The 19,479-nt window shown below is 61.5% G+C and carries 20 protein-coding genes; 8 read left to right on the forward strand and 12 right to left on the reverse strand.

The annotated features are described in order from the left end of the window. Positions 1 to 98: 98 nt before the first annotated feature. Complete coding sequence (locus ACSQ2Z_RS10000) at positions 99 to 1,370, reverse strand: MgtC/SapB family protein (protein WP_436081058.1); 1,272 nt, start codon at positions 1,368 to 1,370, stop codon at positions 99 to 101. A 108-nt stretch (positions 1,371 to 1,478) separates the two neighbouring features. Further along, the gene (locus tag ACSQ2Z_RS10005) at positions 1,479 to 2,294 is read right to left on the reverse strand and encodes a methyltransferase domain-containing protein (RefSeq protein WP_436081059.1); all 816 of its coding nucleotides are present in this window, start codon (positions 2,292 to 2,294) and stop codon (positions 1,479 to 1,481) included. Between the two features lie 142 nt (positions 2,295 to 2,436). Between ACSQ2Z_RS10005 and ACSQ2Z_RS10010 the strand changes: the two genes are divergently transcribed. Both ACSQ2Z_RS10010 and ACSQ2Z_RS10015 read left to right on the forward strand, forming a co-directional pair. Next, positions 2,437 to 3,159 carry a DUF2270 domain-containing protein gene (locus ACSQ2Z_RS10010; RefSeq protein ID WP_436081060.1) on the forward strand — a complete coding sequence of 241 codons (723 nt, stop codon included), beginning with the start codon at positions 2,437 to 2,439 and terminating at the stop codon, positions 3,157 to 3,159. A 121-nt stretch (positions 3,160 to 3,280) separates the two neighbouring features. Beyond that, positions 3,281 to 3,985 carry an SDR family oxidoreductase gene (locus ACSQ2Z_RS10015; RefSeq protein ID WP_436081061.1) on the forward strand — a complete coding sequence of 235 codons (705 nt, stop codon included), beginning with the start codon at positions 3,281 to 3,283 and terminating at the stop codon, positions 3,983 to 3,985. 74 nt (positions 3,986 to 4,059) lie between these two features. Here the strand turns inward: ACSQ2Z_RS10015 and ACSQ2Z_RS10020 are convergent, their stop codons facing one another. From ACSQ2Z_RS10020 to ACSQ2Z_RS10035, 4 genes are all read right to left on the reverse strand, one after another. Then, on the reverse strand, positions 4,060 to 4,326 hold the full coding sequence (locus ACSQ2Z_RS10020; RefSeq protein ID WP_436081062.1) for an usg protein: 267 nt from the start codon (positions 4,324 to 4,326) through the stop codon (positions 4,060 to 4,062). A gap of 156 nt (positions 4,327 to 4,482) precedes the next feature. Then, positions 4,483 to 5,313: an ABC transporter permease gene (locus tag ACSQ2Z_RS10025; RefSeq protein WP_436081063.1), complete on the reverse strand. Its 831-nt coding sequence runs from the start codon at positions 5,311 to 5,313 to the stop codon at positions 4,483 to 4,485. Next, a complete protein-coding gene (locus ACSQ2Z_RS10030; RefSeq protein WP_436081064.1) occupies positions 5,310 to 6,113 on the reverse strand; it encodes an ABC transporter permease in 804 nt (267 codons plus the stop codon). Before ACSQ2Z_RS10030 ends, ACSQ2Z_RS10025 begins: the two co-directional genes overlap by 4 nt. 171 nt (positions 6,114 to 6,284) lie before the next feature. Then, entirely contained in the window at positions 6,285 to 7,067 is a 783-nt protein-coding gene (locus ACSQ2Z_RS10035; protein WP_436081065.1) for an ABC transporter substrate-binding protein, read from the reverse strand. Here ACSQ2Z_RS10035 and ACSQ2Z_RS10040 point away from each other — a divergent pair. The 3 genes from ACSQ2Z_RS10040 to ACSQ2Z_RS10050 all read left to right on the forward strand — a co-directional run bounded on the left by ACSQ2Z_RS10040 (position 6,967) and on the right by ACSQ2Z_RS10050 (position 10,596). Then, the gene (locus ACSQ2Z_RS10040; RefSeq protein WP_436083147.1) at positions 6,967 to 7,275 is read left to right on the forward strand and encodes a hypothetical protein; all 309 of its coding nucleotides are present in this window, start codon (positions 6,967 to 6,969) and stop codon (positions 7,273 to 7,275) included. The genes ACSQ2Z_RS10035 and ACSQ2Z_RS10040 overlap by 101 nt on opposite strands. Before the next feature lie 180 nt (positions 7,276 to 7,455). After that, entirely contained in the window at positions 7,456 to 9,735 is a 2,280-nt protein-coding gene (locus ACSQ2Z_RS10045) for an OmpA family protein (protein ID WP_436081066.1), read from the forward strand. Positions 9,736 to 9,861: 126 nt separating this feature from the next. Next, positions 9,862 to 10,596, forward strand: a complete 735-nt coding sequence (locus tag ACSQ2Z_RS10050; protein WP_436083044.1) for a polysaccharide deacetylase family protein — start codon at positions 9,862 to 9,864, stop codon at positions 10,594 to 10,596. 8 nt (positions 10,597 to 10,604) lie between these two features. Here the strand turns inward: ACSQ2Z_RS10050 and mobB are convergent, their stop codons facing one another. The 3 genes from mobB to ACSQ2Z_RS10065 are packed head-to-tail and all read right to left on the reverse strand — an operon-like array spanning position 10,605 to position 12,719. Next, the gene (gene mobB / locus ACSQ2Z_RS10055) at positions 10,605 to 11,141 is read right to left on the reverse strand and encodes a molybdopterin-guanine dinucleotide biosynthesis protein B (protein ID WP_436081067.1); all 537 of its coding nucleotides are present in this window, start codon (positions 11,139 to 11,141) and stop codon (positions 10,605 to 10,607) included. Beyond that, complete coding sequence (mobA, locus tag ACSQ2Z_RS10060; protein WP_436081068.1) at positions 11,138 to 11,785, reverse strand: molybdenum cofactor guanylyltransferase MobA; 648 nt, start codon at positions 11,783 to 11,785, stop codon at positions 11,138 to 11,140. Before mobA ends, mobB begins: the two co-directional genes overlap by 4 nt. A 25-nt stretch (positions 11,786 to 11,810) precedes the next feature. Then, positions 11,811 to 12,719 (reverse strand): DMT family transporter, encoded by a 909-nt coding sequence (locus ACSQ2Z_RS10065; protein WP_436081069.1) that lies wholly within the window; start codon positions 12,717 to 12,719, stop codon positions 11,811 to 11,813. Positions 12,720 to 13,173: 454 nt separating this feature from the next. Between ACSQ2Z_RS10065 and ACSQ2Z_RS10070 the strand changes: the two genes are divergently transcribed. Next, a complete protein-coding gene (locus tag ACSQ2Z_RS10070) occupies positions 13,174 to 15,726 on the forward strand; it encodes a methyl-accepting chemotaxis protein (RefSeq protein ID WP_436081070.1) in 2,553 nt (850 codons plus the stop codon). A gap of 61 nt (positions 15,727 to 15,787) precedes the next feature. Here the strand turns inward: ACSQ2Z_RS10070 and ACSQ2Z_RS10075 are convergent, their stop codons facing one another. Further along, positions 15,788 to 16,150, reverse strand: a complete 363-nt coding sequence (locus ACSQ2Z_RS10075) for a nuclear transport factor 2 family protein (RefSeq protein ID WP_436081071.1) — start codon at positions 16,148 to 16,150, stop codon at positions 15,788 to 15,790. A gap of 139 nt (positions 16,151 to 16,289) precedes the next feature. Then, complete coding sequence (gene moaA, locus ACSQ2Z_RS10080; RefSeq protein ID WP_436081072.1) at positions 16,290 to 17,339, reverse strand: GTP 3',8-cyclase MoaA; 1,050 nt, start codon at positions 17,337 to 17,339, stop codon at positions 16,290 to 16,292. A gap of 286 nt (positions 17,340 to 17,625) precedes the next feature. Here moaA and ACSQ2Z_RS10085 point away from each other — a divergent pair, with 286 nt between their 5' ends. Beyond that, positions 17,626 to 18,000: a gamma-butyrobetaine hydroxylase-like domain-containing protein gene (locus tag ACSQ2Z_RS10085; protein WP_436081073.1), complete on the forward strand. Its 375-nt coding sequence runs from the start codon at positions 17,626 to 17,628 to the stop codon at positions 17,998 to 18,000. 18 nt (positions 18,001 to 18,018) lie between these two features. Here ACSQ2Z_RS10085 and ACSQ2Z_RS10090 read toward each other — a convergent pair whose 3' ends face one another. After that, positions 18,019 to 18,504 carry a MarR family winged helix-turn-helix transcriptional regulator gene (locus ACSQ2Z_RS10090; RefSeq protein WP_436081074.1) on the reverse strand — a complete coding sequence of 162 codons (486 nt, stop codon included), beginning with the start codon at positions 18,502 to 18,504 and terminating at the stop codon, positions 18,019 to 18,021. Positions 18,505 to 18,551: 47 nt separating this feature from the next. Here ACSQ2Z_RS10090 and ACSQ2Z_RS10095 point away from each other — a divergent pair, with 47 nt between their 5' ends. Further along, the gene (locus ACSQ2Z_RS10095; RefSeq protein WP_436081075.1) at positions 18,552 to 19,457 is read left to right on the forward strand and encodes an alpha/beta fold hydrolase; all 906 of its coding nucleotides are present in this window, start codon (positions 18,552 to 18,554) and stop codon (positions 19,455 to 19,457) included. Positions 19,458 to 19,479: the final 22 nt, after the last annotated feature.

A 19,479-nucleotide genomic window follows, 5' to 3' on the forward strand; every position in this document is an offset into this window, starting at 1 on the left:
AATGCTCCTCTACCGCGTATCGCGAGAGACTTAGCGGAAATGGTCCGGAGGCGGAAGGGAGAATGCCGCCGTGTTCATGAAAATGCGCGGAATGGCCATCAGGATGCGAACGAACTCAGGGTAAAATAGGCGGCTGCACCAGCAGCGATGGCCGCAAGCGTCGCCAAAGTGAGCGTTGTCGCGTAGGGTCCTTTGCCGCCAGCCGTGAATGCCAGCACGACTTTCGTCACGAGATTGACCACCACCGCGATCAGGATCGCCGCGACGGCGGTGGTAAGATCGACCGACGTGCCTGTCAGACGTGCGGTTGAAAGCGTGATGGCGTCGAGATCCATCAGGCCCGACACGGCCGCGACTGCAAAAAGCATGGTTTGGCCGATCCTGTCGACCAGAATCTTTGACACCACGATGACGGCGCCAAGCAGGGCGCCAAATCGCAGTACCTCTCCAAGCTCGAATGGATTTTCGAGTTGAAGATCCGGTGCGCCATGCTTGCCGTTGCCACGGCGGACGATCAAAAAGCTTGCGGCCAGCATGACGAGTACGGCCGGAACAATCGCTATCGACAGTGGCATCAGAAGAACGGGCGCCATCACGGCGCCGATAGCGAGGACGCGGATGAGCGATAGCGCCCCGGCAATCGTGGCACCCGCGGCCAGTTGCCGGGCGCTCTCCGGCGCATCGGCAACGAAGCGGGCAAAAGAAAGCGTCAGCGCCGTGGAGGAGGCCAGCCCACCGGCGGCACCGGCAAACAGAATGCCGCGAGTGGGTCCGGCAACACGGATGGCGACATAACCGGCGAAGGAAATCGCGGCGATAACGACCGTTAACAGCCACAGAGCGAAGGGGTTCAAGGTGTCCCAAGGATCGATGGTCTCGTTCGGCAGCAGCGGCAGAGCGACCAGCGTCATGGCCAGGAGAATGAGGGCTGCCCTGATCTCCAGCCACGTCAATTTCTTCAGAAACCCGTGGAGGCTGCGCTTGGCGGCGAGCAACGCGGTGGTAACCACCCCGCCGGCCGCCGCAGCCCGCACGTCGCCGACGACCGCTATCACACCAAGCGCGAAGACAACGAAGGCTGCGACAACAGTGGTGGCGCCATAATCCTCGTCTGCCTCGGACTCCCGCAGTTTGAAAACGACGAAAGCAGCACCAAAGAGGAGCAGCAGCACCGCAGGCAGGATGGGTCCGGCGAGCGTCTGGATATAGCCGGCAAGCCCGCCGAGAAAGCCCGAAAGGCCGAATGTGCGGATACCGGCGGTTCTGCCGCCAGAGGGCACGTCGCGGTCCTGCCAGCCTCTCTCGCAGCCCACGAGGAGGCCGATCGCAAGCGCCACGCCGAGGCGCTGGAAGGCTTCAACAATTTCCATTCGAGAATGATAGGGCCTGGAGGCGTCAGGGCAAGAGTGGCATTCCGGCTCGCGTCACCGCGGTCCGACACGGACACGGGAGAAAGATTTTTGCCGTAAGAAAGGCGGTCAGGCCCGCAGTCTTGCAATCACCAGATGGCCGGCGATCGGTTCCCCCTCTTCCATGCGCACGACGATGCCGGTCAGTTCGACGATGTCGAAGCCGATGGCGTCGAGGCGTTCGCGGACGTAGGTTTCGGCATGGGCGAAGCGCTGGTGCGGGCCGACCATGAAGGTGCGGCCGGCGAAGGTTTCGGCGGGCAGGGTTTCGCTTGAGAAGATGAACAGGGCGCCGGGGTTCATGTTTTCGGCGGCACCGAAGAACAGGGCCTCGAGTGCGCCGAGATAGGGCAGGACGTCGGTCGCGGTGATCAGATCGAAGGGCTCGTCGTCATTGTCCTCAAGGAAATCGACGGCCTCGGCGACATAGAGCGTCTCGTAGAGGTCCTTCTCGTGAGCGATCTCGATCATCTTTTCCGACAGGTCGATGCCGGTGATATCGTCTGCTATGTCGCGCAGCGCGCCGCCGGTGAGGCCCGTGCCGCAGCCGAGATCGAGGACCCGGGCAAACCGGCCGAGCTTTAGAGCCTGCAGCCGTTGGCGCACGATCATCGGTACGTGATAGTCGAGCTGCTCGACGAGCACATCCTCGAAGACATCGGCGTGCTGATCGAAGAGAGTGGTCACATAGGCGTCCGGCGCCTTGTCGGGCGCCTCGCCACGGCCGAGCGATGCGATGCGAACGGCCGCGCCGCCATGATCGTCCGGATCGATCGCAAGCACCTCCTCATAGGCTTTCACCGCGGCATCGACCTGGCCGGATTTCTCCAGGGCAAGGGCGCGGTTATAGGCTTCGGCGAGGGCTTCTTCATCGATCTTCTGCATGGCCGCGTCTTTACGGCGGGCGCATGTTTTTGGCAATGCGAAAACCCGCTTTCCGGGGCATTTTGGGGGGCGAAAAACGTTTATCGCGGCAAAAATTGGGTGCATGATGCGTGAAACAACAAAAGGTTGGGAGGACATCATCATGGACGAACTCGGCCCGGTCGAACTGCTGAAGGACGACAGCGAGGCCAAAAGCCCGCCCTTGCCGGCAACGCCACCGGAGACGATCACCGCGCTCGTCCACTATTATCGCGGCGAAATAGGCCGAATGGCCGGCTGGCGCGACCGTATCGACCGGACCTCGAACTGGGCGATCACCGTCGTCGCTGCACTTCTTTCGGTTTCTCTTTCTGCGCCAACGTCCCATCATGGCGTGTTGCTGTTCGCGATGCTTCTCGTCTCGCTGCTCTTGTTCATCGAGGCGCGGCGGTATCGTTTCTTCGATGTCTATCGCGCCCGCGTTCGCCGGATGGAGCGCGGTTATTTTGCCCAGATTCTGTATCCGCAGGCGCCCTTCAAGGTGAATTGGGCGATGCCGATCGCCGACAGCCTGCGGCGGCCTGCCTTCCTGATGACCTATCGCGCGGCGGTCTATCGACGGTTGCGGCGCAATTATTGCTGGATGTACCTGATTCTGCTTTTGGCCTGGGCCTTGAAGATCTCGTCGCCCGTTCTCCAGCCCGACGGCAGCGAGGCACGGCATGTTCGCTCCCTCGCCGACCTCGCCGCCAATGCAGCGCTCGGCCCTGTTTCAGGCTGGCTGGTGCTCGGCCTTGTCGTCCTGCTCTACGCTGCCATGGCCTATGCGGCGCTTTCCAAGGAGCCCGGCGAGGGCGAACTGGCGCATGGCGAGGTCCATGTCTGATCCGATGAAACACGTCTGGTCCGATGAAACACGCGGGCTGATGACACATGCAGGATTTCTTGATTGTGATCCGCTCCCACTGCTGATTTTATCGCGCTTTCAGTGACACGAGGAGACGGCGATGACGGGTCAGAAGGTTGCAATCATCACGGCGGGCGGGTCCGGCATGGGGGCAGTATCGGCACGGCGGCTGGCGGCGGAAGGGTATCGCGTCGCGATCCTCTCTTCCTCCGGCAAGGGTGAAGCACTGGCAAAAGAGCTTGGCGGCGTCGGCGTGACGGGTTCCAACCAGTCGAACGACGATCTGAAGCGGCTGGTGGATGCAGCCTATGACAAATGGGGCCGGGTCGATGCTCTCATCAATTCGGCTGGACACGGGCCGCGCGCGCCTGTGCTGGAACTGACGGACGACGACTGGCACAAGGGGATGGACGTCTATTTCCTCAACGTCGTGCGGCCGACGCGGCTCGTGACACCGATCATGCTCGCGCAGAAATCCGGCAGCATCGTCAATATCTCGACCTATGCGACCTTCGAGCCGGACCCGCTGTTTCCCACATCCGGCGTCTTCCGCTCCGGCCTTGCCGCCTTCACCAAGCTGTTTGCCGACAAATATGCGGCCGACAACATCCGCATGAACAATGTTCTGCCGGGCTTCATCGACAGCCTGCCGGAGACCGAGGAACGACGCCAGCGCATTCCGATGGGGCGCTATGGCACATCAGAGGAAGTGGCCGAACTGGTGGCGCTTCTGGCAACCGACCGCGGCGGGTACATTACCGGCCAGAACATCCGCATCGATGGCGGCATCACCCGGTCGGTGTAAATTCTTCAAGCTCGGGGCGAGACACAATCTAACATTAGTTCGACCTTAGCGCGTCCGAAAGGACGCGCGGCGCCCTAGTTGATGATGAACTCGCCCTTGAGTGCCCGCCAGTCCGAGGCCGAGATCAGTTTCCGGTGCACGTAGCGCACCGAATGCAGGGGCCCCTCGAGCGATTCCTGCCAGAATTTCAGGAAGTTTTTCATTTCCGGAAAATCGGGCGCGATATCGTAGTGCTGCCAGATATAGGTCTGCAGAAAACTTGGATGATCGGGCATGCGATAAAGGATCTGGGCCGTCGTCAGGCCGTAACCCTTGAGCTGCAGTTCCAGTTCATGTGTCATTTTGGACCTCATTCTCATCAATGATGGTCCGTCGAATTGAAGCACCGATTTGGTTAATCGGGAATTAATAAAATGGTCGCACCTAATAAATATTCAGGAATATCAGTACTTTAGCAGCAGTCTAATACGGGTGCTGCTAAAAGGCGGTTTTGAAGCTCAGCGCTTCAGGTGGCGGGTGATGCGGTCTTCCAGCCAGGCCCAGACATTGCGCAGAATCTCGACCATGATCAGGTACAGGATCGCTGCCCAGACATACATCTGATAGTCGAAGGTGCGTGAGAAGGCGCGCCGGGTTTCGCCCATCAGGTCGAAGACGGTGACGATCGCGACGATGGCCGACCCCTTGATCATCAGGATGATCTCGTTGCCGTAGGGACGCAGCGCGACAATCAGCGCCTGCGGCAGAATGACCTTGAAGAAGGCGATGCGTGGGGGCAGCCCGAGCGCTGCGGCACCTTCCGTCTGGCCGCGCGGCACACTCTGGATGGCGCCGCGCAGGATCTCCGCCTGATAGGCGGCCGTATTGAGCGTGAAGGTAAGCAGCGCGCAGTTCCAGGCATCGCGGAAAAACCACCAGAGGCCGACGGCCTCGAGCTGCGGCCGGAAACTGCCGAGGCCGTAATAGACGAGGAAAAGCTGGGCGATCAGTGGCGTGCCGCGGAAGAAATAGACATAGGCATAGGCGGCCCAGCCCAGGATCTTGTTCTTCGACATGCGCGCGAAGGCGATCGGCAGCGACAGGATCGCGCCGAGCGTGATGGAACTGCCGACAAGCGCCAGCGTGACGCCGAGGCCGGAGATGAAACTCGGGCCGTATTTGGTGAATTTTCCCGGGTCCCAGCCGTCGACCATCAGCAGAAAGAGCCCGACGCTTGCCGCGAGCCAGACGCCGAGCGCAATGTTGCCGATCAGGCGTTGTGCGGTAAAGGGCCGGACTGTGCCTGGTGGAGCCGGTTGCGGCGGGATCATGGTTTCGGCGTGGCTCATCGGACCGCCTCCGAACGCTTGGTCCAGCGCTCCAGCGCCGAGAAGACGATGGACGACAGCATGGCCAGAATGAGGAACAGGAGGCAGGCGACGGCGAAAAACTCGAAGGCTTGCTTGCTGACACGGGCCGCGACGCCCGTCTGGCGCAGGATGTCCGGCAGGCCGATCACCGAGACGAGGGCCGTATCCTTGAGCAGTGCCATCCACAGGTTGCCGAGGCCGGGAAGGGCGATGCGCACCAGTTGCGGCAAGATGATGAGCCGCATGGTCCTGCCGCGATGGAGGCCGAGCGCGTCGCCCGCTTCGTACTGGCCGCGCGGAATGGCCTTGAACGCCGACAGGAGCACTTCCGAGCAATAGGCGGAGAACACCACGCCAAGCGCAATCATGCCTGCCACGAAGGCATTGATCTCGACCGCGCCCTCGTAGCCGAGCGAGGCGAGGAACTGCTGCGCCAGAATCTGCAGGCCGTAGTAGACGATGAACAGCGTCAGGAGTTCCGGCAGGCCGCGGAAGATAGTGGTGTAGATGTTGGAGGCAAGCCGCAGCGATTTTTCCTCGGACTGCTTGGCGAGCGCAATGAAGAAGCCGAACACAAGCCCGATCGGCAGTGTCGCGAGCGCCAGAGTGGCGGTGATCATGAAGCCGTAGGAGATTTCGTCGCCCCAGCCGGCATTACCGCAGGCGAGCAGCGTGCCCGAGCCGAACAATCGGAAAATCCCGATGGGACCACATAGTGGGTCGATCACCGAGCCGAACCAGGCCACGGCGGAAGAGAGGGCGGCAAACAATCCGCTCATGCCAGAACATTCCCCTTTGAAGCGTTTTTAGATGAGCTTCTTTTTATATAGTCCTTGTCAGGCAAAAACGGCGGAAGGGCAAGCCTTCCGCCGTCGCATTTTTGTCATGGGCCAATGCTTTTCCCGCATATGGGCTTTTCCCGAATATGGGATGCTCGGCCGCGCTCCGGTTCAGCTGCCGTAAACGTCGAAGGGGAAATACTTATCGTTGATTTCCTTGTATTTGCCGTTCTTGCGGATCGCGTCGATCGCGGCGTTGAATTTTTCGCGCAGCGCATCGTCACCCTTGCGCACCGCAATGCCTGCGCCTTCGCCGTTGATGACCGGGTCAACCGGCAGCACGCCGAGCAGCTTGCAGCAGGCGCCGTCCGCCGTCTTCAGCCATTCCGACAGAACGACGACGTCGTCGATGACGCCGTCGATGCGGCCATTGGCGATGTCGAGCTTGTACTCTTCGGAGGTCGGATAAAGCTTGAGCTCCGACTTCTTCATGTGCGCTTCGGCATAGTTGGAGTGGGTCGTTGCCGACTGGGCGCCGAGCGTCTTGCCGTCAAGCGCGTCTTCCGTCGCTGCGGTGATCGGCGAATCCTTCGGGACGACGATGGCCGGCGGCGTGTTGTAATACTTGTTGGTGAAGTCGACCTTTTCCTTGCGCTCGGCGGTGATCGACATCGAGGCGATGATCGCGTCGAATTTCTTGGAGATCAGCGCCGGGATGATGCCGTCCCAGTCCTGCGTCACGAAGGTGCATTCGGCCTTCATTTCTTCGCAGAGCGCCTTGGCGATGTCGATGTCGAAGCCGGTCAGCGAGCCGTCGGACTCCAGGTTGTTGAACGGCGGATACGCGCCTTCCGTGCCGATCACGATTTTTTCGCCCGCAGCCATGGCGGTGCTGGCCATCAGCGCGAATACGGCGGCCGAAGCGGCCATGGCGAGACGTCTTGAAATACGCATTTTCATCCTCTCTGTTGGTTGGCTGCCGGTTTTTTCTTCTTCGCGGCCGCCGATATGCCGACCGTCGTTGCGGCCGGGCTGGGCGGATATTCCTACGCTTTACGCGAAAAAATCAACAGGAAAGCAGCGAAACCTTCATGAAAAGTATGAACTTCGCCACGCCCGGGGTGGCTTCCCGGTGATGCCGGCCTATGTCTGCCCAACATGAACGGACTATTCATGTTGAGTTAATGCAGGATTGGCTAATCCTCGTGGGCTGATTTGGCCGGTGTGCCTTTTTTTGACCGCCTTTTGACGGCTTGGGTCTGCCCAAGGGGCGAAGAAAGAAAAAGGCCGGTACGTCCTGCTGGTTGAAAACGACGAAACGGGACCTCTGAAGGAGGAATACATGACCATTCGATCCAAACTTTTTGCGACCGTCGCGTTGCCGATGCTGTCGATGTCGATCGCCATCCAGCCGGCGCTGGCCGATAGCCTGATGAAGCCGTTCAAGGTCGCGCAGGAAGAGGGCATCGCGCAGGAAGGCGGCGAGCAGATACCGGAAGAGCTACTGCGCAAGAAGCGCAAGAAGCGGCAGGACGCCGAGCAGCAGCAGGAACAGCCGGCTGAAGAAGCCCAGCCGTCGCAGGAAGAACAGCCGAGCCGCGCCGAACGCCGCAAGAAGCGGCAGGAGTCCGAGCAGCAGCAGGAACAGCCCGCTGAAGAGGCCCAGCCTTCGCAGGAAGAGCAGCCGAGCCGCGCCGAACGCCGCAAGAAACGGCAGGAGGCCGAGCAGCAGCAGGAACAGCCCGCTGAAGAGGCCCAGCCTTCGCAGGAAGAGCAGCCGAGCCGCGCCGAACGCCGCAAGAAACGGCGGGAGGCCGAGCAGCAGCAGGAACAGCCGGCTGAAGAGGCTCAGCCTTCGCAGGAAGAGCAGCCGAGCCGCGCCGAGCGCAAGAAGCGCCAGCAGGCAGAAGAGCTGCAACAGCAGCAGCAGCAGCAGCAGCAGGAAGAGGCCCAACCTTCCGCCGATGACGAGGCTGCCCGTCAGGCAGCCGAAGAAAAACAGCGTATTCGCGCCGAACGCAAGAAACGCCAGCAGGCGGAGCAACAGCAGCAGCAGGAGGAGGTTCAGCCGCCCGCTGAGGATGAGGCTGCAAAGGCCGCCGAGGAGCGTGCAAAGGCACGCGCCGAGCGCAAGAAGCGCCAGGCCGAACAGCCGCAGCAGGAAGAAGTCCAGCCGTCGGCCGAGGATGAGGCGGCAAAGGCCGCCGAGGACGAGGCTGCAAAGGCCGCCGAGGAGCGTGCAAAGGCGCGCGCCGAGCGCAGGAAGCTCCAGCAGACCGAAGGGCAGCAGCAGGAAGAGGGCCAGCCGCCCGTGACCGAGGAGCAACTGCGCCCGGCGGTCGACGGTGAGGCCGAGCCGACCGAAACCCGCCGCAAGCGGCGCGACCGCCGCGAGCCTATCCCGGAGATCGTCGATACGCGCAGCGAGGAGGAAAAGCAGGAGATTGCCCGCGATCCGGCGGCGACTGACGATACGGTCGTGCTGCCCGTCGATAAGGGTGCTGCCGTTCTCGACAGCGACAAGGAGGCAGACAATGCCGGCGACGAGGGTGTGCGCGAGAAGCGTCGCAAGCGTCGTGAACAGGCGCGTGCCCAGGAAGAAAACGTCGAAATTCCGAAGAGCGACGAGGAAGCCCAGTCGCGCCGCACCGACAGCCGTCCAACCCAGGAGGAACTGGGCGCTGCCATTCGCGAGGAGGGCCGCCGGGTCGAGCGCGTTCCGGAATTTGGCGTCAATGATCTGATCGACGCCTTTACCGGCGCCGACCGGCCGCGGATCGATGACACGCGCGACAACCGTACGGTTCTCGATTTCGGCGACCAGATCATCGTGCGCGGCGACGATCGTCCGCGTCTGCGCCGCAACGCCCAGGAGACCTATTATGAGGAGCTGTCGCGCGGCCGGACCCGCGAGACGATCGAGCGGGCCAACGGCGTGCGCATCGTGACGATCTATAATCGCTACGGCGATATCGTGCAGCGCCTGCGCATCGATCGGGACGGACGCGAATATCTGATGATCTATGCGCCGGAGGTCGATGAAGGCCCGCGTCCGCCGATTTACGATGTCGGTGAAGAACTGCCGCCTATGCGGCTGCGCGTACCGGTTCGTGACTATATCATCGATACGTCGAGCGACCCCGACCGCGATTACTACGACTTCCTGGCCGAGCCGCCTGTGGAGCAGGTCGAACGCGTCTATTCGATCGACGAGGTGAGAAACTCGGCGCGTATCCGCGACAAGGTGCGCCGTATCGATCTCGATACGATCACGTTCGCGACCGGCAGCGCCGAAGTGCCGATGTCGCAGGCCAAGACCCTGCGCAAGGTTGCCGACGCCATGCTGCGGGTGATCGAGAAGGATCCAGGCGAAACCTTCTTCATCGAAGGCCACACGGACGCGGTCGGCAGCGACGAATCGAACCTCGTTCTGTCCGACGAACGGGCTGAATCGGTCGCCTCGCTGCTGACGGAAGTCTACGACATACCGGCCGAAAACCTGGTGACCCAGGGCTATGGCGAGCGCTTCCTCAAGGTCCGCACGCTGGAAGCCGAACAGGAGAACCGCCGCGTGACGATCCGTCGCGTGACGCCACTTGTTCGTCCGGTGGCGCGGAACTAGCTATAGCCGGGCATCTCAAAGAGATGCCGCTTGAAACCGGCCCGGTGCCATCGTGCACCGGGCCACTTCTTCTTCTTCTTCTTCTTCTTCTTTTGGCATTGCGCCGTCGCAGCCTTCGAGCCTGTTATGAAAACCTTTCTCGCCACGCTGCTGGTGGTCGTTTCGACCTCCTACGCCTGTCTTGCCTCAACCCGGCTGGTCGAGCCGCGGCTCGTGCTTCAGAAGCAGGAGGCGGGTTCGCGGCCGCGCGTTGCGCTGACCCTCGATGCCTGTGGCGGCACGACGGACGAGCGCATCCTCTCGACACTGATCGACAACAATATTCCGGCAACCATCTTCGTCACCGCCCGCTGGCTGAAACGCAATGGTGCGGTTTTCGCGATCCTCAAGGCCCGGTCTGATTTGTTTGAAATCGAGAATCACGGGGCGATGCATGTTCCCACTGTCGATCGACCGGCATCGATCTATGGAATTGCCGCCGCCGGAAGCACGCAAGCGGTGGAAGCGGAGGTCGCGGGGGGCGCCGCGGCCATTGCGGCCCAAGGCGTGGCGCCGCACTGGTTCCGCGGCGCGACGGCGAAATACAGCCTGTCATCGATCGGGCAGATTCGCAGGATGGGATTTCGGATCGCCGGCTATTCGGTGAACGGCGACGGCGGCTCGCTGCTTGGCGCTTCGGTCGCGGAAAAACGGATCGCCGCAGCGAAGGATGGCGATGTGATCATTGCCCATATCAACCAGCCGGCGCATGCGGCAGGCGACGGCGTCGTCAGGGGCATTCTCGATCTCAAGGTCAAGGGTTTCGCGTTCGTTCGGCTCGATGACGCGATGGAAGACGGCAGCGACGATACGATCAATTGACGCAGCGATCAGTCCGGCTTTCTTGAAAGCCCCGTTGTGGTTTCGATGAAATCGGCGATCGCCGTCGTATCGTCGAGATCGAACAGGCGCAGACCTTGATCCTCGACCGGATGATCGGACGCGATGGCGACGATATGCGGATCGGTGGGGGCGAGCGGTTCGCGGTTTGCCGCCTCCAGCCGCCGTGCCTCGATCTTGGGGATCGGCTCGCGTTTGTAGCCCTCGATCAGGACGATGTCGCACGGGGCAAGGCGGGCGAGAATCTCCGGAAAGCTTGGCTCGGGCGCGCCGCGCAATTCATGCATGATGGCATAGCGGGTGCCGGAAACGATTGTCACCTCATGGGCGCCCGCCTCGCGATGGCGAAAGCTGTCGGCGCCGACCTTGTCGATATCGAAATCATGATGGGCGTGCTTGACGGTTGAGACGCGGTAGCCGCGTCGCGTCAGCTCTGTGACCAGCCGGACGGCGAGGCCGGTCTTGCCGGAGTTCTTCCAGCCGGCGATGCCGAAGATCTTTGGTCCGAAGATTTTGGCAGACGTCATCTTTCCATGTCCTCGATGAACGGCAGCCAGCGTTCGGCCGTTTCCAGGTCCGCCGGCGTGTTGATGTTGAAGAAGGGGTCGATCGGGCCGGCGGCGGTTTCGATCAGGGGGAAATCGACCGCTATCATAGCATGGCTCTCGATGAAGCTGCGCACCCGCCGCTTGTCGTCGGTCTGCAGCCAACGCTCAAGCTCGCCCGCGAGACCGACCGGCCAAAGTGCGAAGACCGGGTGCATCACGCCCGCCGAATAGGCAACGGCGATCTGTGCGGGGCCGGTGATTGCGCCCCGAAGGCGGGGGACGAGGTTACGCGGGACGAACGGGGTGTCGGTTGGCACCGTGGCGACGTGGCTTGCGGCGGGAAAGCACTCGGCTGCGTGGCGCATCGCGGCGAGCACGCCCGCCATGGGGCCGGCATGGCCTGGAACTGTATCGGCGAAGACGGCAATGCCCGGAGCGAAGTCCAAGCGCGCGATGGCGTTGCTGTTGACGCTGAGCCCGGCTGCCTGAGGGGTGAGGCGTTCGATGATGTGGCTGAGAAGCGGCCTGCCGCCCAGCATCACCGCCGCCTTGTCGCTGCCCATGCGCGAAGACCTGCCGCCGGCAAGGATGACGGCGGGCGGGCTATCTGTCGTTGCGCTCATCGAATGTCTCTGTCGTTGCATCCGCTCATTTCGGCGATCCCGGGTCCGATTGCTGCGCCAAGGCCGCCGCGCGGCGCTTGTTTTCGCGGGCGAAGGCATAGAGGCCGGAGGCGATGATAATCACAACGCCGGTGACCATCCAGAGATCCGGTTCTTCGGCAAAGAAAAGGACGCCGATACCGATCGACCACATGAGGCTGGTATAGCGGAAGGGAGCGACGATGGCGATTTCGCCGTTTCGCATCGCGAGCACGATGCACTGGTAGCCGACGAAGAGCAACAGGCTTGCTGCTGCGAGATGTCCGACGGATATCAGCGACATCGGCTGCCAGCCGCCCAGCGGCATCACAAGGGCCGCGCCGACAAGCGTGATGACCACTGCGGTGATGACGGAAATGAAGAGGGACGGCACGGCCGGATCGATCCGCCGGGTGCACAGGTCGCGGACCGCCGCGCAGACGACGGATGCGATCACGCTGAGTGCCGCGCCGGTAAACCCCTCGGGTCCGGGGCGAAGCACCACTAACACGCCGATGAAGCCGGCAAGAATCGCGAGCCAACGCCGCCAGCCGACCGGCTCCGAAAGAAACAGGGCGGCGCCGAGGGTCACGGCAAGCGGCAAGGCCTGCAGAATGGCCGAGGCGTTGGCAAGCGGGATCTGGCCGAGCGCCGTGATATAGGTGATGGATGCGAAGACTTCGGCCACGATGCGTAGCGCGATGACGGGGGTCAGCACCAGGCGGACCGAGCGCATGGCGCCGAAGTGGCGGGCAAGCAACAGCACGAACAAGGAGGTGAAGAAGCCGCGCACCAGCATGATCTGACCGGCGTTCATAACGCCGGTGACCGATTTCACCAGAGCGTCGTTGCAGGTGAAACCCGCCATGGCGAGGCACATGAAGATTGCACCGCGAAAATTGGCGTTGGATTGCATTATTTTTATTGGCCTATTCTCGTCGCAATCCGGCCTTTTGGCATGGAATGCATTCGCTTCGAAAGCACTGGGGATTGGTCTTGCCTATCTCTAAAGCATCGGCATGCCTTTTATGCAACGTCTATCCGATGGCTGACTTATTTCTCGGCAGATTTGAAAGAATAGTCGTTTCTATCAATATTTTAGAATGTACAAAAAGTCTCCGCGCAATTTCGCGCGTACCGGCTAAACCACCGGATTTTTTGGGGAAATATTAAGCTTCGCTGCCTATTGTGCCGATATTCCGCTGCCTTTCGCATGACGCGATTATGGTTGACGTAACGGCAGGTATTTCCGTTCAAGGTCAACCGGATGACGTTCCGGACAGCGCCATGGTCGCGTGCCGGTAGTCCGTTCTCCACCGGGAGAGCAGTCTGGCGGGAATGTCCGATTTGCTCAACATCTGGAGTTCGGAATGTCCCTGATCGATCGTTCGCTGCAGCGTCTTCGCATTGTCACCAAGGTTCTCTTGTTCGTCGTGCCGCTGGTCGCTCTCATCGCTGGCATCGGCCTTGTCGGCTATTTCACCGCGAGCACGCTCAACGGGCACATGACCGTGACGCGCGAAACGATCAATAATCTTTCCGATTTCCAGGCGCTGCGCAGCGGACTGCAGAGCTTCGCCGACAACCCGACCGAAGAAGCGCGTGCAACGTTGATTGGCCGGATCGATGGCCAGGAAGCAGGCATCCGTGCGCTGAACGACCTGCTGACGGCTGAGGCTGACAAGGCCAAGATCGGTTCGGTCGTTGCGCTCGGCGAGGCGATGCGCGGGCAGCAGGAGAAACTCTGGGCGATCAAGACCGAGCGCGATGGCGTGACGGCATCGCTCGACGCCGCCCTTGCCGATATGACCGCACAGGGCAACACTGCCTTCAAGCAGATCGACATCCTGCGCAAGGAGGCCGGTGAGAAGGAATCCTTCGCCAAGGCGCTGCTTTTCGATGCGGCGGCCTATCAGGGGCTTGCCGAGCGCATCAAGAAATTCCGCCTGCCGGTCACTATGGCGATGGCTCCGGACGCCAAGGTGCAGCAGGCCACAAATCTCCTGCCGCATCTGTTGAAGCAGATCGCCGAAGCCGAGAAAATCGCTTCCGACAAGGTGCTGAAGAAGATCGCCGTGGTGAAGGGTGACACGCAGAAAATCCAGGACATCCTGAAGAGCAGCGATACGAATGATATCAAGAAGGGCCTCTTGAGCACGGCGCTGATCAAATTCTCCAAATACGAAGCCGATTTCGCCAAGGAGGCGGTGACCAATTCGGACACCGCCGCGAAGCGCTTCGTCGGCATGGACGGCGAGATTTCGCTTCTGAAGACGCTGATCGGACTGATGAACGAAACCTTCAAGGGGCTCGACGACACGCGGCTGCACATCAGCGAACTGCATCGCAAGCTTGATACTGTAGGCCGCGAGCGCGTGATCGCCGACATCTCTGCCGTGCGTGCGAGCGTGAAAAAGCTTTCGGAAACGGGCGGCAAGAACGCAGCCCTGCGCGATCTGGCGGGCAAGCTGACGCCCTCGCTCGAAGCGATCGATACCGGTACCTCACAACTGATCGATGTCGGCGGACGCTGGCAGACTGCCAAGGCCGAGGCTTCCGCACTGGTGGCCGACGCCAGCCAAACACTGGAAAACTTCGTCAGCAGCGCACAGGAAGCCGGCAAGCAGGACAGCCAGCGTTCCGCCGACGTGTCGATCATTGCCATGGTGGCAGGTACTCTGCTTGCCATCATCGGCGGCCTGATGCTGATCGAAACCCTGCGCGGCCCGTTGAAGCGCGTAACCGAGACGATGACGCGGCTTGCGCAAGGCGACCTCGAAGTCGCGATCGAAGGCCGCAACCGCGGCGACGAGATCGGCGACATGGTGCGCTCGGTTGCCGTGTTCCGCGACAATGCGGTGGAGAACGTCCGGCTCGGGCAGGAAGCCGAAGCCGCCCGCACGCTGTCGGCCGAAGAGGAAGCCCGCCGCCGCGAGGAGCGCGCCCGCATCGAGGCCGAACAGATGGAGGCGCTGAACGCTCTCTCCGACGTGCTGGCCAAGCTTGCCGACGGCAATCTGGAAGAGGGCATGGCGGAAAACCTGTCGGAAGACTACATCGTCATGGCCCGGACCTACAACAATGCCGTCGAGGCGCTGCGCGCGACGCTGATCGACGTGCGCACGGTCACCGACGAAATCACCGGCGGTACCGGCAACCTGGCCTCGTCAGCCGACGACCTTGCCCGCCGCACAGAACAGCAGGCGGCAGCACTTGAACAAAGCTCGCGGGCTCTGCGCCAGCTGACGGAAATCGTCCGCTCGACCGCCGAAAGCGCGCGCAAAACGACGGTGTCGGTTGACGAGACTCACAGCTATGCCAAGCATTCCGGCGAAGTCGTCGGCAAGGCGATCGATGCGATGGCAGCGATCAATCGCTCCTCGGAGAAGATCAGCACGATCATCGGCGTCATCGACGAGATCGCCTTCCAGACCAACCTTCTGGCGCTCAACGCCGGCGTCGAGGCGGCCCGCGCCGGTGAGGCCGGCCGCGGTTTCGCGGTTGTCGCTCAGGAGGTTCGCGAGCTTGCCCAGCGCTGCGCCGGTGCTGCCCGCGAGATCAAGGGGCTGATTTCCGAGAGCTCGGCACAGGTCCGTGGCGGCGTCGAGCTGGTACAGGAAACCGGCAAGGCGCTGACCGTCATCAACGACCACATTTCGACGATCCATCAGCTCGTCAGCAACATCGAAGCAGCCGCCGCCGATCAGTATCGCGGCCTGAACGAGGTCAACCAAGCCGTCCACGAGGTCGAGCTCTTGACGCAGCAGAACGCGGCGATGGTCGAGGAGAATACCGCCGAAATTCACGGACTTCGCCATCAGGTAGATACGTTGAACGAGAAGATCGAACGCTTCAAGACCGGCACGCGCCGGTCAGTCGCGGGTGGTCGAATGCAGGGCTACGGCCGAAGCTATGCCGCCTAATCGGCAGGCATCAACGAAGATCAAACCCGCGCCTGGACCATGGGCGCGGGTTTTTGTCGTTTCAGCCGGGCAGGTGTGAGACCGGACCGCCGGGCGGCAGGCCGAAGAACACCTCGACCGAATGGATCTGACCTTCTGATATCTCGAAAAGCTCGGTGTTTCGGGCCTTGTTTCCGTTCTTCCACGTCGCCTCGTAAAGCACGAAACATCGGTTTTCAGAAGCGGCGAGATGCTGCAGCGCCAGCGATTCGAACGTACCGGCGACCGGCCAGCAGCGCTCGAAATACGTCCTGCGATCGATATGGTCGTCGTAGGGACTGGTGAAGGTGAAATCCTGTGCGAGCAGCGTTTCCAGACGAAGCCTGTCGGCCGTCAGGTAACAATCGAAACTGCTGCGTACTATGTCTTCGATAGAAGCGAACATGGCGGCGTTCCGCAGATTGCGTTGATCGGTTCGAGCCGAACGTGATCCGCGGAGGTTTGTTCCGTTGGCCGCATCCTACAGAGCAAGAAGACTGTCGCGGCGAGGGATGTCTTCAATGCTTTTTCCGCTCGTGGCAGGTTCAACCGCCCGTGACGCTCATGTGGCGGGCGACGGCGGGTTTGTTGCGGGTACGGTCGATAATGAAGTCGTGGCCCTTGGGCTTGCGGGTGATCGCCTCGTCGATGACGCGCGACAGGTAGGCGTCGTCGTCGGAGGCGCGCAGCGGCGTGCGCAGGTCGGCCGCGTCATTCTGGCCGAGGCACATATAGAGCGTGCCGGTGCAGGTGAGGCGCACCCGATTGCAGCTCTCGCAGAAATTATGGGTCATCGGCGTGATCAGGCCAAGCCGGCCGCCGGTTTCAGCGACACTCAGATAGCGCGCCGGGCCGCCGGTCTTGTAGGCGATGTCCGACAGGGTGAACGCGCCCGCGAGGCGATCGCGCATTTCGGAGAGCGGCAGGTAGTGATCGGTACGATCCTCGTCGATCTCGCCCATCGGCATGGTCTCGATCAGTGTCAGGTCCATGCCGCGGCCGTGCGCCCAGCGCAGCATCTCGGGAATCTCGGCGTCGTTGAGGCCCTTCAGGGCAACGGCGTTGATCTTGACATGCATGCCTGCAGTTTGTGCCGCGTCGATGCCTTCCATGACTTTCGACAATTCGCCCCAGCGGGTGATCTGTTTGAACTTATCAGCGTCGAGCGTGTCGAGCGAGACGTTGATGCGCCGGACGCCGCAATCGGCGAGTTCGGCGGCAAAGCGCGACAACTGCGAGCCGTTGGTGGTCAGGGTCAGCTCGTCGAGGGCGCCGGAATGGACGTGCCTGCCGAGCTCGCGCACCAGGAACATGACGTTCTTACGCACCAGCGGCTCGCCGCCGGTGAGCCGCAGCTTACGCACGCCCTTGGCGATGAAGGCGGAACAGAGCCGGTTCAGCTCCTCCAGCGACAGCAGGTCCTTTTTCGGCAGGAAGGTCATGTTCTCCGCCATGCAATAGGTGCAGCGGAAGTCGCAGCGGTCCGTTACCGAAACCCTGAGATAGGTGACGGCGCGCCCGAACGGGTCGATCATCGGCGTTTTGGCGTCGACCAGCTTGTGGGCGCCGGTCCTGTCGATGGTGACGGTGTTCAACGAAATTCTCCTGTTGCATCAATGTCGTGAGCAAAGCAGGCGGCGTCAAGGCGAAAGCACTTAAAACCGTCAGAAAACCGGCGAAACATTGTCTTTCATCGGAAGGAAGCGAGGGCCAGGAATTCCCTCCGGCGGGAATCTGCGCTAGAGCATGATGCCGAAAAGTGTAAGCGCGGACGACATCATGCTCTACTTTTATGATTCTAGAGCGGATTCAGATTTTAGGTCGATTCGACTTAAAAATCATCCGGCTCTAGTGCTCGAGTGAAGCAAGGAGACTGACATCATGAGCGACATCTGGCCGACCGAACTGCGCGTCTCGAAGGACCGCCACCGGCTGACGGTGACCTTCAACGATGGCGCTTCCTTTGATCTTTCGGCGGAGATGCTGCGGGTGCTGTCACCATCGGCCGAGGTTCAGGGCCATGGGCCCGGACAGGGGCTGACGGTGCCTGGCAAACGCAACGTTTCTATCATCTCGATGACGCCGACCGGCAATTACGCGGTACGCATCGGGTTTGACGATCTCCATGATACCGGGATTTTCACCTGGACCTATCTGCGCGAACTCGGGGAAAACGGCGAAACGCTGTTTGCCGCCTATGAGCATGATCTCGCCGAAAAGGGCATGAGCCGCGACAAGGCGGAACGGCCGCGCTGACCGGCGTCGCGCCCTGTTTCAGTCGAGATCGTTCTCTTCCTTCAAAAGGCGGGTGATCAATCGCTCCATCGACTGGGCGACAATCAGGCACTCTTCGATCGGTTCGTTGTCCAGCGATTTCTCGATCAGCGCCGTCTGGATTTCCAACGCCTGCTCGGTCAGTTCCCGGCCGCTCTTTGTCAGCGACAGCCGCAGTACGCGCTTGTCCTTCTCGTCGCCGCGCCGCTCGATCAGTCCGCGTTTTTCGAGCTGGGGCAAAAGCATGCTCATGTTGGAGCGTCCGACCAGAAGTTTTCGCGCGAGTTCCTGCTGCGAGATGCCGTCGAAGCGATAGAGATTGATCAGGATGTCGAGATGCGGCGGCTTGATGTCGAGGTCGGCGAGCGCGCGCGTCAGCGTCTGCTGCATCAGCTGGCAGGCACGTGCGACGGCGATCCAGCTGCGGAAACGCGGATGGTCCCAGGGAAAATGACGGTGTTCGATCGTTGCTTGCTTTTTGTTCATCGTTGTACAATAATGTTCATCATTGAACATTTAAAGGGAATCCCACTATGGCATCCTTTGCGATCGAGGTCACCCGTCTTGCGCTCAGATGCGTCTCGGCCTTTTCTCCGGAAAGGGCGGGGCGGCTGGCGTTTCGGCTGTTCAGCGTCACGCCCTCGCGCAAGCCGTCAAATGGCAAGGAAAAGGCAGCGCTTGCCGCGGCGGAGCCCGTCATGGCACGAGCCCATCCAGTCACGCTTTCCTATGCCGGCGGCTGGGTGACGGCCAGACACTTTCGCGCACAGGGCGATGGCGCGCCGAAACGCATCTTGCTGGTCCATGGCTGGGGATCGCGCAGCAACTATCTGGCGGCGATGATCGAGGGCCTCCTGGCCGGAGGCACCGAAGTGATCACGCTCGACTGGCCGGGACACGGCGCCTCACCCGGGCGAACGCTGACGATGCCGGCCGCGGTGCGGGCAATCGACGCCGCCTGGCGGCATTTTGGCGGGTTCGACGTCGCGGTGGGCCACTCCTTTGGCGGTGCTAGTCTCGCTTGCGCTGCGGGCGGTCTGGTCTGCGACGTGCCGTCCCGTATCGCCAGAAGCATGGTGCTGATCGGTGCGCCGAGCGAGATGACATGGCTTTTCAAAGGGTTCGGGAGGCTTCTTCGTCTTTCTCACAAGGCTCAGGCGGCGCTCGAAGGCATGGTCGTGCAGCTGTCGGGCCGGCCCATCGAGGACTTCGATGCAGCCCGGATTCTCGGTGGGCTCACCGTGCCGACCTTGGTCATTCACGCCGAGGATGACAAGGAGGTTTCGGCCGATCATGCGCGCCGCTATGCGGCGGCGGGCCCGAATATCGAACTGCACTGGGCCAACGGTTTTGGCCACCGCCGTATCGTTTCGGCGACGCCGGTGATCGAGCGGATCAATGCCTTCATTCATGCGGAGGAAAAAAGGGCTGCGGCTTAAAGCAATTTTTACGGGTGCTGTC

The sequence above is a fragment of the Pararhizobium sp. LjRoot235 genome, from assembly GCF_964254145.1.
Lineage (GTDB): Bacteria > Pseudomonadota > Alphaproteobacteria > Rhizobiales > Rhizobiaceae > Pararhizobium.